Source organism: Streptomyces abyssomicinicus (genome assembly GCF_008974245.1).
In the GTDB taxonomy this organism is placed as follows: Bacteria; Actinomycetota; Actinomycetes; order Streptomycetales; family Streptomycetaceae; genus Streptomyces; species Streptomyces abyssomicinicus.
Map to the genome: position 1 here is coordinate 818712 of NZ_BBZI01000006.1, position 12067 is coordinate 830778.

Here is a 12067-nt window from a genome sequence, read left to right on the forward strand (position 1 = left end):
ATTTGCTTTTGCCATAAAGCGGTCGGGCAGACGACCGCCCCGGCAAGCAGACGCTTGCCGGGGCCAGAAGCAAGATGAGCGAGGGCTATGCGTCGGCGGCCGAGCCGTCCTGGGACCACTTGTCGGCAAAGTGTTCCATCTGACGGATCACCAGGTCGATCGCTTCCTTGGACTGCTCCGGCGGGTAGCCGTGGCGGGCCAGGAGGCGCCTGATGGTGGCGCGGAGCCTGGCCCGGACCGGTTCGCGGGCGATCCAGTCCTTCTTGAGGTTCTTGCGGACCTGGACCACGAGGTCCCGGGCGATACCGGAGAGGATCTCGTCGCCCATGAGGTCGCGGGCGCTGCCGAGGTCGGCGACCGCGTCGTAGAAGGCGAGTTCGTCGTTCCCCAGCGGCGGGGTGAACTTCTCACCTCGCCGGGCGTCTTCCGCAACCGTCTTGGCCAGTTCCACCAGCTGGGCGATGATCTCGGCGCTGGTGAGCTGCTGGCGCATGTAGCGGGTCATCAGGTCCTGGAGGCGCTCCGAGAACGCGGTCTGGCGGACGATGTTGTGCCGGGTCTGCTCGCGCATCTTCTGCTCGACGAGGCGGCGCAGGGCTTCGGCGGCCAGGTGTGGGGTTTCGCTGTTCTGCAGGCGGCCGATAAGGGCGTCGTTGAGGTGGGTGAGGTCGGCCTTGTCCAGCCCGGCCTCGGAGAAGAGGTCGGTGACGCCGCCGGTCTCCACGACGGCGGAGGTGAGCTGGGAGAGGTACAGGGCGACGTCGCGGGCGACGGGCAGGCCCTGGGCCTCACGGTCCATGGCGTCGAGCTTCGCCATGTACATACGGACCTCGACGAGGAACTGGATGTCGCGCTTCCAGTACGGCTGGTCGGTGAACCGGGAGGAGACGTCGGCGGAGGAGCCGGCGAGGGCGAAGAAGCGTTCCAGGCGGTAGCCGTGTTCGCGGAAGCGGCGGCTGAGGGTCTGGTTCGGGTCGTCGAGCTGGTCGGGGTTGTTGCCCGGGGTGGCGGGGCTGCGGAGGTACTCGGCCGTGGTATAGGCCGCCTTGACGAAGGCCTTCACGTCGGGGCGGGAGAGGCGTTCGCGCCAGTTCCAGCCGAGGAGCATCTGGTCGAGGATGTCGTATTCGTTGCGGAGTTCGTCGAGGGCGCGGTCGATGTCCTGGCCGAGGGTCCGGTCTTCCTGGTCGTCGGCGGAGTACTCGGCGATGGCCTTCTGGAGGTTCTCGGTGAGGGGGGCGTAGCCGACGAGGAGGCCCTCCTCCTTCTTGCGGAAGCGGCGGTTGACGCGGGCGAGGGCCTGCATCAGGCCGGCGCCGCGCAGCGGCCGGTCCAGGTACATGGTGTGGATGGACGGCGCGTCGAAGCCGGTCAGGAGCATGTTGTTGACGATGAGGAGCTGGAGTTCGTCCTCGGGGTCCTTGGCACGGTTGATTACGGCCTTGCGCTGGGAGTCGCGCAGGGCGTGAACGCGCAGTTCCTTGGAGTCCTTGCGGGAGTCCGAGGAGTAGACGATCTTCATGGCGCCGGTGGTCGGGTCGTCCGTGTGCCAGTCGGGGCGCAGGATCTTCAGGGCGTCGTAGACGCGGACGCAGATCTCGCGGGTGGCGCAGACGAGCATCGCCTTGCCGGGGGCTCCGCCGGGTGCGTCGTCAGCGTCCGCGACGAACGGCAGCATCGCCGCACGGCGCGCTTCCCAGTGTTCGACCAGGTCCTGGGTCAGGTCGCGTATCCGGGCGGGGGCGCCGTACATGGCGTTCATGGTGGCGACGGCCTGCTCAACGCGGGTGCGCTCGGTGTCGTCCAGGCCGTCGGTGATGCGGTCGGCCTCGGTGTCGATGGCGGTGGGGTCGACGTCGCGGTCGAGGACGAGCTGGACGACGCGGCTCTCGTGGTAGACCTTCACGGTCGCGCCGTCGTCGGCGGCCCGTTTGAGGTCGTAGGTGTCGATGTAGTCGCCGAAGACCTCACGGGTGTTGCGGTCGGCCTCGGAGATCGGCGTGCCGGTGAAGGCGAGCAGCGTGGCGTGCGGGAGGGCGTCGCGCAGGTGGCGGGCGTAGCCGTCGAGGTGGTCGTAGTGGCTGCGGTGGGCCTCGTCGACCACGACGACGATGTTGCGCCGCTCGGAGAGGAGCGGGTGGTCGGTCCCGGATTCCTTCTCCTGCTTGGTACGGCCGAACTTCTGCAGGGTGGTGAACAGGATGCCGCCGGTGCGCTTGGCGGCAAGCTCTTCGCGGAGTGCGGCGCGGTTGAGGAACTGGTGAGGCTGCTCGGGGAGGACCTCGCTCTCCTTGAACGTGTCGAAGAGTTGGTCGTCAAGATCGGTGCGGTCGGTGACGACCACCACGGTGGGGTTGTGCAGAGCGGGGTCGCGCATGATGAGGTTGGTGGTCAGCACCATCTCCTCGGACTTGCCCGAGCCCTGGGTGTGCCAGACCACGCCGGCCTTGCCGTCGGTCGCGGCGGCGCGGCGCACGGCGTCGGCGGCGCGGGTGACCGCGAAGTACTGGTGCGGCTTCGCGATCCGCTTCATGCGCTTGGCAGGCACGAAGTTGATGAAGGACCGGACGAGGGCAAGGAAGCGGGGCTGGCTGAACAGGCCGTGCAGGGCGAGGTCCTGGCCGGTCGGGACGTCGGCATCGGCGTCGGCGTGGACAGCGGCGGCGTCCACGGTGTCCACGCGGGCGCCGAACTCGTCGGTGTTCCACGGGGCGAAGTGCTCGTACGGGGTGAAGGGTGTGCCGTACTTCGCGGTGATCCCGTCGGAGAGCAGCACAACCGCGTTGTAGCGGAACGCGGTCGGGAACTCCTCGACATAGTGCCGGATCTGGGTATGCGCGGCGGCGAGGGTGGCGTTCGGATCGCCGGCCCGCTTGAGCTCGATGACGGCCAGCGGGAGGCCGTTGACGTACAGGACGAGATCGAAGCGGCGGTTGCGCTCACCGTTGATCACGGTCACCTGACGGACGGCACGGTACGTGTTCGCGTCCGCGTGCTCCAGGTCGACGACCCGGACGGTCGGGGTGTGCTCGGCGCCGAGCGCGTCGGTGTACGTGACGGAGTGGACGCCGTCGGTCAGGTAGCCGTGCGCGGTCCGGTTCTCCTCGTACGTGTCCTGGGAGGCCGGGGTCGCGGCGGTCGCGAGGGCCTCGTGGACGGCCTCCGGGGGGAGGGCAGGGTTGAGCCTCTCGATGGCGTCACGGAGATCGGAGTAGAGGATCAGGTCGTCCCAGGAACGGCGGTGTCCGGCGCCGGGGGCAAACTCGTTGCCCTCGGCCTTCGGCCAGTCGAGCTCCACGAGCTCTTCGAGGGCGAGGAACTCCCAGTCGATTTCGAGGGGGCGGAAGTTGTCGGAGGTGGGGGTGTCCGGGGTGGGGCCGTCGGGGGTGTCGCTGCTGCCGTTGTCGTTCCCGTGCGTGGTCATACGTGGTCCTCGACAATCTTCTCGGCGTCCTTGACGCGGAGGCGGCCGGACATGAGTTGGGGGAGGAGGGTGTCGCGGAGGGTTGACAGAGTCAAAGACTCTTTCAAGTTTGCCTCAATGAGTCCATGCAAGGGACTCAGTTCCACTTCCAGGGAATGCAAGAGTTCCCTAGGGATGTCAGGAACTGCAACATGCTGAAACGTCTTCATGTTGACGGTCGAGAAGACAGTCCCATGGGCGAGCCCCATCATCCGAGTAGAGGCGAGTCGAATCAGATGGAACAAGACAGCCGGAGGAATTTCGCCTGGAACGAATGCGTAGCACGACTGGTTGAAGGCCGCGGAAATCGTCAAGCGCGCCACCAGGCCGATTGTCCCACGCGCCGTCAGGATTACTGCCCCTGCTGGCATGCGCTTAGCGCGAGAGCTCTGCTCACCGAGCGTCGTGATGCACTCCTCGGTCACCACGAGAGCGCCGGCTACCGAGTTCGCAACATCCTTCACAGAGGCCCATGGGAGGTCGCCACCCCAAAACTCCTCCACTTTACGGTCCGGGGTGCCGCCAAGCACCGGCTCGACAATCTCCACCATGGGGCGCGAGCCCACCGACCGAACAGTACGGTCGAAGACCGCGTCCGCTAGCTGATCCGCTGTGCTCGCGATGCGCTGATTGACCGCGATCTTGTCGTCCAGCGCCCCGAGCACAGCGCCGATTTGCCGCTGGGTGAAAACGTCGGGAACCTCAGGGAGCTTCAATTCGCGAACTTGAGCCACTCGCAGATGCGCAACCGTCGAACCAGAGGCATGACCATGAAGGAGATCTTGGACTACAGGACTCAGCAGGAGGTAGTGAAGAAAGCGTGAGTCCGATCGCACCGTACTGGGTCGCAGCAACATAGTGCGCTGCCCCAGACAGATGTCCATCCCGGCCTCAACACGACCAACCCGTCCGACTGGGGCTTCGCGGGTAAGCACAATATCCCCTTCTCGGGGGATCGCTCGGGAGGTCCAAGTATCGAATGTTTCTTGGTCTACCGGCTTAGCCTCAGAAATTCGAATTCGCCCGTCGATGATATTGGGCGTTCCAATAGCGAATCCTGCCACCGAAGCGCCGGGCTGCGCCTCTGGAGGCGTGCGGTTCTTGCAGTCGACGATGAGCTCGCAGAGATCCTCCAGCAACAGGTGACTCATCGAATTCCTCCCAGCTGCTCGCGTACCGTCTTTGCCAGCTCGTCCGACTTGTCGAAGAGTTCGTACAGCTCCACCGTCAGCCGCGCGATCTTCTCCGCGACCGCCTCGGCGTCCTCTTCCTCCGCCTCAACCGCTCCAACGTATCGTCCGGGCGTCAGCACGTACCCGTGCTCCTGCACCGTCTTCAGGTCCGCGCTCGCGCAGAACCCCGGCACATCCGCGTACGTCTCCCCCGCGTCCTTCGCGCTCGTCGTCCCGCGCCACGCGTGGTAGGTCCCCGCGATCTTCGCGAGGTCGGCCTCCGTCAGGACGCGCTCAGTACGGTCGACCATCTCGCCCATGTTCCGGGCGTCGATGAACAGGATCTCGCCCCGGCGATCCGCAGCAGCGACCTTCTGCCCCTTCACGCCCCCCGGCGACTTGTCCTTCGCCAGGAACCACAGACAAGCCGGAATGGCCGTCGTCCGGAACAGCTGGGCCGGCAGGGCGACCATGCACGCCACCATGTCCCCGTCCACCAGCGCCTGCCGGATCTCGCCCTCGCCGCTCTGCTGGCTGCTCATCGAGCCGTTGGCGAGGACGACGCCCGCTGTTCCCCGCTCCCCTAGCTTGCTGATCATGTGCTGGAGCCAGGCGTAGTTGGCGTTACCCCTCGGCGGGACGCCGTACTTCCACCGCGGGTCCGACTCGTTGCGCGCCCAGTCCTTGATGTTGAAGGGCGGGTTGGCCATGACGTAGTCGGCCTTGAGGTCGGGATGTTTGTCGTCGGCGAAGGTGTCGCCCCAGCGGGCAGCGAGGTTGCCGTCGATGCCGTGGATGGCGAGGTTCATCTTGGCAAGGCGCCAGGTGCGTTCGTTGAGTTCCTGGCCGTAGACGGAGATGTCGGCCTTGTGGCCGCGGCCGCGGTGGGCCTCGATGAACTTGGCGGCCTGGACGAACATGCCGCCCGAGCCGCAGGCCGGGTCGTACACGCGGCCCTCGTATGGCTCCAGGACCTCCACCAACAGGCGGACGACGCTGCTCGGGGTGTAGAACTCACCGCCCCGCTTACCTTCGGCACGGGCGAAGTTCCCGAGGAAGTACTCGTAGACCTCGCCGAGGACGTCCTGGGCGGGCTTGTCGTCGCTGCCGCCGAAGCGGGCGTCGGTGATGAGGTCGACGAGTTCGGCCAGGCGCTTCTTGTCGACGTTGTCCTTGTTGAAGATCTTGGGGAGGACGCCGGTCAGCGACGGGTTGGCCTTCATGATGGCGTCCATCGCCTGGTCGAGGACCTCGCCGACGGTGCCGCTCTTGGCATTGGCGGAGATCGAGGACCAGCGGGCGCTCTCGGGGACCCAGAAGACGTGGTGCCCGGTGTACTCGTCCTGGTCCTCCAGGAACTCCTCCAGGCGGTCTTCGGCAATGCCTTCCTCCGCCAATTCCTTGGCGAGCTGTTCGCGGCGCTCTTCGAAGGCGTCGGAGACGTACTTGAGAAAGATCAGGCCGAGGACGAACTCCTTGTACTGGTTGGCGTCCATGGAGCCGCGCAGCTTGTCGGCGGCCTTCCAGAGGATGGCCTGGATCTCCTTGGGCGTGGAGGCGGTGAACAGCTCCGCCTGGTCGGCGGGCTTCTTCTTCCGGGGAGGCATGGGCGCTCGGGTCTCCTTCAAGAGTCGGACGAGAGATCAGACGAGAGGGGGTTCGGTGAGGGTCAGCGTGCCGTCGACGAGGCCGGCGGCGGTCAGGGAAGTCAGGTCGTCGAGGGCCGCCGCGTGCTGGCGCAGCAGGGCCGTACGGCGGGCGATGTCGGCCAGGAGCGCTTCGTACCGCTCGGCCTCGTCGCCGGGGAGGTCGGGGATGAGGAGGTCCTCTATGCGGCGGGCGGAGCGGACCGCGCCACTCACCCGCCGGTGTTCGGCCGCCGCCGAGCGCAGGAGCGCTGCCAGGACACGGGGCCGTACGGGATGCTCAGCGTCGGCTCGTACGCGCAGGACGCGGGCAGGGAAGGCGACCACGGACAGGCCCTCGTCGTCGACGTACGCGCCGAAGCTCGGGGTGGCGGTGACGACGATGTCGCCGGGTTCGGTGAAGTAGGCGTGCTCGTAGGTGTTGAGCAGTACGGCGCGGTCTATGCGGTGACTGTCGACTGGCGCGCTGCCGGTGATCTCGGCCGCGGTGAGGACGGTGTAGTGGCCCTTGCCTCCGGTGAGGAGGTGTTCAGCGGCGATGCGGTGGCCGGGCAGTCGGCGCAGGCGGCGGTCCTTGAGCAGGCGGGCTACGGTGGTGCGGCGGGCCGGCTGGGCGTCGGGGCGCAGGACGGCGTTGGCGCGGATCGTGGGCGCGTGGTCGAGTGCGCTACGGGTCGCGTCGATCAGCTGCTGGAGGCGGAGTTCGGTCTCGGAGATGCGGGCCGGGCGTTCGACGACGGTGCGGGTGTAGCGGTCGGCGTGCGGGCGGTGCTGCGGGGTGAAAGCGGCACCCGGTGCGCCGGTCAGCGCGGTGGCCCGGACGACGGCGGCGTTGCGCGGTTCGTGGCGGCTGTCCGCCCTCCAGCCGGCGTCGCGGAAGATGTCGATGTCCTCGGCCAGCGCGTCCAGGGTCTGCGGGGTGAGGCCGCGTGAGGAGAGGTCGGCGAGGAGGACCTGGCCGGTGCGCTTGTCTTCGGGGGTGCGGTGCAGGATCCAGATCGCGGTGCGGTGGGCCGGGCGGAAAGGGAGTACGCCTTCGGGGAGGCTAATCGCGGCCTTGAGGAGGTGATGTTCTAGGAAGTCCCGGCGCAGACGGTCCGCTCCCCCGCGGGCGGGCAGGGGCCGGACGAGCGCATCGGCGGGTCCCAGGACGACGGCCGTGCGGTCCTCGGCAAGGAGGTCGGTGAGATCCTGCAGGCGCTGCAGGACGGCGAGCGGGCTGCGGGTCTCGGCCGCCTCATAGGGCAGGCAGCAGGCGATGACGTGCGGGTTTCCCCAGTCTTCCGTGGCCAGTTCCTCGCCGTCGGCAAGATCCATCTCGAATTCCTGGACGCCCTGTGCCATGAGGCGGCGGCGGGCGAGCCGGGCCAGGTCCGGCATCGAGTCCGCGGAGAGGAACAAAGGTGAGTCCTCGGCGTCGGACACGGATTCGCCCAGGGCGACCAGTAGATCGCCGCTCCGGGGATGCAGGACGGCGGCCGTTGCCCCTTCTTCGCGCTCGTTCAGCTGCGCGAGGCCGGTCAGGCGGGCCATCGTGCGGCTCACCAGCGGAATCGGTTCATCGGCGACGAGGTCGTCGCAGCCCAGGCGGCGACGTGCGTCCATGACCCGTTCGAGCGCTTCGGCCGGGGTGTAGGCGGCCTCGGTGAGCTGGTCGGCGAGCACGGCGAGCAGAGGACCCTGCCGTTCGGCGTCCGGCAGATCGCGCAGCTCACGTTGGAGGAAGGTGTCGTCGAAGTCGGTCTCGGCGGCACGCTCCACGATCGTCTGCCAGGGCAGGCCGGAGAGGGGTTCGTCGAGGAGCTGACGCAGGCAGAGCAGCGCGGTCACCGTGTCGACCAGCGTGCGAGCGGGGATCGCGCACCGCCAGGCGGACAGGGTGTGCAGCACAAGCTCCGCCCGGATCTGGCCGGCGTCAGCGTTGCCGCGGCCGGTAGACAGAAGCCATTCGGCGACTTCACGGCCGTCGAAGAGCGGGCTGGCCCCCTCGTAAGCGACGGGCTCGGGAAAATCCGCGTGCCGACGGGCCCAGGTGGTGACGACGGGACGTTGGACCTGGGCCAAGGTCCCGATTCCGGCGTAACTGATCCGCCAGGAAATCTCCTCGGGCAGGATGGGAGCGGTTGCTTCACGTGTGCCAGCCATGCGGTTCCGCTCCCTCGTGACGACTGCCCGGTGCTCTCGGTCGAGAACGTTCTCTCAGGGCACCTCACACGCTACAGCCGGTCGAGCTCTCGGCTTCGCCAGCGGTTGATAACCAGGGTTATCAGGTTCTCGAAACATTTTGACTCCAATCCTCTGGCACCTTCGTCACCATCACACCGGCACCACCCGCCGGGACGCCAACCCCATACGAGTCCGACCGCACCGGCGTCCTCATCGCCGCACCTCTGCTCCCTTGCCGGGCACTCACCCCTGTCCCCTCGACACCACCCGCCCCGTAAGGCCGCTTGTGTTACCGAGCCGCACCGCAACCTCGCCCCAGGAGGCCTCTGTGTCCAGCACCGCGTCGAAGCGCACCCTGTACCGCCTGACCCACGTCAAGGCGACCCCTGAGTCGATGCTCGAAGCCCTCGACGTCGGTGCCCTCGACACCCTGGACGCGGTCGTGCGCGACGTCAGCGATCACATGGGAGTTCCCGCCCTCGCGGTGTCCTTCGCCGTAGCTAAGGAGGAAGCCGCCTGGGGCAAGGACATCCTCCGGCTCACCGACGGGTCGGACCTGCTGCAGAGCGAGCAGCGCACCGGCGCACTGCTCATGCTCGCCGTCGACGGCGCGGTGTACGCGATCGGCTTCGACCAGGGGTACCGGCTTCTCCCCACCCAGCTGAAGGACGCGCGCTTCGGTCTGTCCTTCGGCATCCGCGCCATCAACCCGCGGCAGGTGCGAGACTTCACTGCCAGCGTCCTCGGCCAGGCGCGCATCGACAGTTCTCTCATCCATGCCGGCGCCTCCGTACCGGCACTCGGACTCCGGGACCACGGGCGGATCATCCGCCACCTCGGCGGCTACCTCGACGATGTCGACCTCACCGCAGGGAGCGGCACCAGGAACGGGGCCATGACAGCGGAGGGCGGCATCGGTCTCCGTATCAAACTCGGCACCACCCCCGCCACACTGATCAAGGACATCCGCGCCATCGCCGCGATCTGCGAGCACGTCGTTCCCCACCCCGACCTGGCCTTCGTCGAGCACATCACCGCGGTCAAGGACCCTTCCCTCATCGACGCGCTCGACGCGGAACTGGACGCCACGCTCGGCCGTCCCGCAGACGGCCGGATCATCACCGCCGTCCCCTTCTCCCAGAGCACCGACCTGCCCCGGTCCACCGCCTGCACCATCAAGATCGGGTCCTGCCCGCCCCACCTCCGGGACGAGTTCAGTCTCGACTACGTCCTGGAGCGGGCCCGTGTGATCAAGGCAGGCGCCCGCGTCACGGCGCTCCGGCAGGGCACCGTCGAACTGTTTCGTGACACGCTCTCCGCACGGACCGCGCTCGCCCCGCGCACCGCCTCCCTGGAAGCCCTGTCCAAGGAAACCGCCATGAAGTGGATCGAGGCCACCTTCTCCCTCAGCTCCCGCACGTTCTCTCTGCTCGACGGTGAGTGGTACGAGCTCGGGGCGGGCTACCTGCGCAACGTCAACGAGACCGTGGCTCCCTTGTTCCCCGACGCGCCCTCCGTCGATCTCCCCCGCTGGCCGCTCGTCGAGAAGCTCAACAAGGAGGGTATGCGCGTGATGCGTCCCGTAGACGAAGGCGACTACAACAAGCTGGCCGCCCAGGCCCGTCGCGGCTGGGTCTGCCTGGACAAGAAGAATGTCCACAACCCTTTTCGGGCAAGCAACTCCGTCGAGATCTGCGACCTGTTCACCGAGGACGCCACTCTTGTCCTCGTGAAGCCCGCGCACTCCTCTAGCCCGCTGAGTCACCTGTTCAGCCAGGCGCGCGTCTCCGTTGAGCTCCTCTTCGAGAACGCGGCCGTACGCGCGGAGTTCGCCCGGTCCGTACACGTCAACAGCGATCCGGCCCGCAGCATCCCCGAGGACTTCACCCCGCGCCGCGTCGTCTTCGCGATCCTTCTGAAGGACGGAGCCAAGCTCACGCCGGACTCCCTCTTCCCGTTCTCCGCCATCACCCTGGCCCAGACCGCGAAGGCCCTCGCCGCTCGCGGCGTGACCGTCGAAGTCATCGGCGTCGAAAGCGAGTCGGCCCAGTCCGCCATGCGCGACGAGGCTGCGTAGCCGCCCGGGACTCTCGCCGTAAACACGCCCTCTATATCTCTCATCCGAACGAGGAGTCCTTTCAACAACCCAGAATTCCCGCAAGGGCAGCGGGCATCGTCTCCGGGGTCAGGGCACCCAGGGGACGGCGGGAGGCTACATGGAACAGGACCTCAACAAGCGGCAGCGGGCAGTGCTCGGCTGGGTGGGCCAGGGGTGTCCCGACGGAGTCTGGCCAGACAGCACGTACAAGACCAGCGGACAAGCCCTGCAGAACCGAGGGCTTATCAAAGTCATCAAACGCCGCGGGCTTTGGAGCGCCCACCTCACCGAGAAGGGGCGGCAGCATCTCATCGAACGCGGCATCCGCCCCGTGGAGCAGAGCACCCGACCGCCGGAGCGCCCCGCCCGAAAATCGGCACCGCCGCGCCCCCGAGCCGTGCCGAAGGCCCTTGCGAACTACGCGGACCAGCTACTCGATGAACTGGCCGTTGCTAACGACGGCTGTCTCATCAAGCCCATCGAATCCGGCCCGCACGCGGTGAATTGGGCGTCACGGGTCAACGCCGCCCGCAAGTCCGGCAAGATCCCCCACACGCAGGAAATCCACGGATACCGCACCCACCGCGGCTACGAGATCAAGCTGGTCGACATCCCTGCCTGGCGCCTCGCGGAACTCACCCCGCTCCCTGTGCCGGCCAGACTCACCAAACCCCATGCCGTCGTGGCCGCCCTCCAAAAGCAGCCGCAGCCCATGGGCCTGACCAAACTCCTCCAGGGCCGAGCCCTGCGCATCATCCAGACCCTCATCGCCGCCACCACAGCCCAAGGCCACAAGGCATCGCTCGGAACCGCAGAGGGGGCGCCCCCGCCCCATCGGCGCCGCAAGGCACCACCGCACTTCTCCATCACCGCCCACGGCGAAAGTGTCGGATTCCTCGTCCTCCAAGAACAGGACCGCAGCCAACACGTCCCCACAGACAAGGAACTCGCCGACGCCAAGAAGCACTCATGGATGCGCATCCCCCGCTTCGACTACACCCCCTCCAGCCGCCTACGCTTCATACTCCGCGGCGGCAGCCCGCACCGTGCAAGCGAATGGGCAGATCTCCCCGACCGGCCTCTGGAAGAACAACTCGCCGAGATCGTGCAGGAGGTCGGACTCCGCGGCGAAGCCGCAGAACGCAAACGCCTTGCAGACCAGCAAGCCAGAGAGGTACAGCAAAAGCGCTGGGAAGCCGCCATGCAGGAAGCCCACGCCGCCTACGCCCACGCCTACTGTGTCAAACAACTCGGAAAACAGGCAGACACCTGGTACGAGGCCAGGCGCCTGACTGAATACGTCGCAGCAGTAGGCGTCCATGCCACAACACTTCCGCCCGGGCAGGAGCGGGCCGAGGTCGAGGCGTGGCTCGCGTTCGCGGACGCGCACCTCCAAAACCTCACCGAATCGGCCTCAGCGCCGAAACTGCCCACGCCGCCGAAACCCAGCGGCGACGACCTCAAGCCCTTCCTCGGTCACTGGAGCCCCTACGGACCCCGCTCCTACTGAGCCGGAACAAGG

At 67.3% G+C, this 12067-nt stretch carries 6 protein-coding genes; 2 read left to right on the top strand and 4 right to left on the bottom strand.

Annotation, left to right across the window (positions count from 1 at the left end; genetic code table 11):
* Positions 1–85 precede the first annotated feature (85 nt).
* Genes GBN72_RS11045 through GBN72_RS11060 form a run of 4 tightly spaced genes read right to left on the bottom strand, consistent with a single transcriptional unit; the run spans position 86 to position 8426 of the window.
* A complete protein-coding gene (locus GBN72_RS11045; protein WP_151771525.1) occupies positions 86–3424 on the bottom strand; it encodes a type I restriction endonuclease subunit R in 3339 nt (1112 codons plus the stop codon).
* Positions 3421–4614, bottom strand: coding sequence for a restriction endonuclease subunit S (locus GBN72_RS11050; RefSeq protein ID WP_151771526.1), 1194 nt, complete (start codon positions 4612–4614; stop codon positions 3421–3423). Before GBN72_RS11050 ends, GBN72_RS11045 begins: the two co-directional genes overlap by 4 nt.
* A complete protein-coding gene (locus tag GBN72_RS11055; RefSeq protein ID WP_151771527.1) occupies positions 4611–6242 on the bottom strand; it encodes a class I SAM-dependent DNA methyltransferase in 1632 nt (543 codons plus the stop codon). Before GBN72_RS11055 ends, GBN72_RS11050 begins: the two co-directional genes overlap by 4 nt.
* A gap of 36 nt (positions 6243–6278) precedes the next feature.
* Entirely contained in the window at positions 6279–8426 is a 2148-nt protein-coding gene (locus tag GBN72_RS11060) for a DNA methyltransferase family protein (protein ID WP_151771528.1), read from the bottom strand.
* Positions 8427–8775: 349 nt separating this feature from the next.
* Here GBN72_RS11060 and GBN72_RS11065 point away from each other — a divergent pair, with 349 nt between their 5' ends.
* The gene (locus GBN72_RS11065) at positions 8776–10524 is read left to right on the top strand and encodes a DUF6119 family protein (protein ID WP_151771529.1); all 1749 of its coding nucleotides are present in this window, start codon (positions 8776–8778) and stop codon (positions 10522–10524) included.
* A 139-nt stretch (positions 10525–10663) separates the two neighbouring features.
* Positions 10664–12055 carry a hypothetical protein gene (locus GBN72_RS34600; RefSeq protein WP_174887107.1) on the top strand — a complete coding sequence of 464 codons (1392 nt, stop codon included), beginning with the start codon at positions 10664–10666 and terminating at the stop codon, positions 12053–12055.
* Positions 12056–12067 lie beyond the last annotated feature (12 nt).

What these genes read in the sequence shown, in the direction of transcription:
- GBN72_RS11045 (WP_151771525.1), bottom strand. Translation starts at nt 3,424, where the DNA reads ATGACCACGCACGGGAACGACAACGGCAGCAGCGACACCCCCGACGGC.
- GBN72_RS11050 (WP_151771526.1), bottom strand. Translation starts at nt 4,614, where the DNA reads ATGAGTCACCTGTTGCTGGAGGATCTCTGCGAGCTCATCGTCGACTGC.
- GBN72_RS11055 (WP_151771527.1), bottom strand. Translation starts at nt 6,242, where the DNA reads ATGCCTCCCCGGAAGAAGAAGCCCGCCGACCAGGCGGAGCTGTTCACC.
- GBN72_RS11060 (WP_151771528.1), bottom strand. Translation starts at nt 8,426, where the DNA reads ATGGCTGGCACACGTGAAGCAACCGCTCCCATCCTGCCCGAGGAGATT.
- GBN72_RS34600 (WP_174887107.1), top strand. Translation starts at nt 10,664, where the DNA reads ATGGAACAGGACCTCAACAAGCGGCAGCGGGCAGTGCTCGGCTGGGTG.